The organism is Bradyrhizobium sp. 142 (assembly GCF_023074015.1).
Lineage (GTDB): Bacteria > Pseudomonadota > Alphaproteobacteria > Rhizobiales > Xanthobacteraceae > Bradyrhizobium.
Genome location: NZ_JADPKQ010000197.1, coordinates 1 through 1,403, shown reverse-complemented (window position 1 = coordinate 1,403; position 1,403 = coordinate 1). Strand labels below are relative to the sequence as shown.

General features: G+C 60.9%; 1 protein-coding gene and 1 pseudogene. One reads left to right on the top strand and one right to left on the bottom strand.

Going from position 1 to position 1,403, the window contains the following annotated elements; genetic code table 11:
• The coding region (locus IVA82_RS17335; RefSeq protein ID WP_247493435.1) for a hypothetical protein at nt 1–201 on the bottom strand (201 nt) is incomplete at its 3' end.
• A gap of 871 nt (nt 202–1,072) precedes the next feature.
• On the opposite strand from IVA82_RS17335, the pseudogene IVA82_RS17330 reads away from it, so the two are divergent.
• Nucleotides 1,073–1,403, top strand: a pseudogene (locus IVA82_RS17330) (hypothetical protein); the annotation flags it as partial.

Here is a 1,403-nt window from a genome sequence, read left to right as displayed (position 1 = left end):
GAAGAAGACGGTTTCCCTCGCAGTCGGGTCAAATGATCGGATTTGCGAGACCTGACCTGAACCCGTCCGGACCGCCGCAGTGAAGCCGGCATCGGTGAGTTCGTAGAACCGCTGCTCCGCTCTGGCCAGTTCTTGTGTGTCGTCAGCATTGAAATGGTGTCGGCTGTCGCCGCTTCGGTCCATCACGATCTGGATTGCCATGATCGTCCTCCTCGGATTGCTGGAGTATCCGGCCGAACTCGCAGACTTTCAAGAGTTCGTTCACGCGATCCAGAACGATCTGCATCAATTATCGGGCGAGAGAAGAGCGCGACTGGACGATATCGCCCGACGGCGCGAACCGATGCGCCTACAAGCGTCACTAGAGGGAAACGCGGGCTCGTTGCCGAGACTAAGCCACGGCATGGGGTCGGTTGGCCTGTCCAATCAGGGATTGGAGCGAGAGATAAATTTTTTCAACAGGTTAGAGGGCAGCGTGTGCGCGACGTGTGCACCGGGAGATCAAGAAAATCTTGCGACAGCCAAAGTGAGCCGGCTCTCAGAAGATCGCGACCAACCTCGTCAATCCGAGCAAAAGGAACAAGACAAGGATCAGTCCTCGGGCAAGCAAAACAGTCAGACTGTCGGACAGGGGCGCGGCGAGCGTGACCGACGCGACAGTCCGAGCAAAAGGCGCCGCAGGGCCAGAAGGACCAGAGCACGACAACCGGCGCCAACACCAGGCCACGCAATGCACCTGCCGGTTAAACCATGACGCAGCAGAACCGGGGGGCGTCGACCGGTACCCAGGCGACCGCGCCGGCGCAAAACCAAAGTACGACTAGCCAGAGCATGTCGGGCCGCGTATCGCTGAATGCGCAACAGCAGACAACGCTACAGCAGTGCTCAGCTCGCGCACGCCGATCAAACAACCCGCGCTCGCGCCGTCTCCGTAAACCCGGCCAGCTCCGACGCCGCGAGCGCTACCATCAAGACTCGCCGATCAAAGGGGCGCATTGCCTCATCAAGAATGTTACCGGAGAACTGACCGTCAGGAGTGGGGCCGCGATACCGAATCGGATCGGTGTCGCCGATGGCAGGACGGATCAGCATGGGTGCGCGGCGCGAGATCACGGCGGCGGTGGTAGACCGCTATCGATCAGCAGGGCGGGCAGATAAGGGGCGCATTCTCGACGAGCTTTGCGCGGTGACGGGCTGGCATCGCAAGCACGCGGTTCGGGCGCTGGCCAGCCATGTCGCAATTTCGCCGGAGGCCCGGCGGCAGCGAAAGCCGACCTATGGCGCCCCTATCAGGGATGCGCTAGCCCGCATTTCTCACAGTGTTGAGGCGCATCGGGGCGCGAATCAGCGAAAGTTCTTTTGCGAGAAGGACTTTTGTCTGATCCAAGGAGCGCCCCGATGCC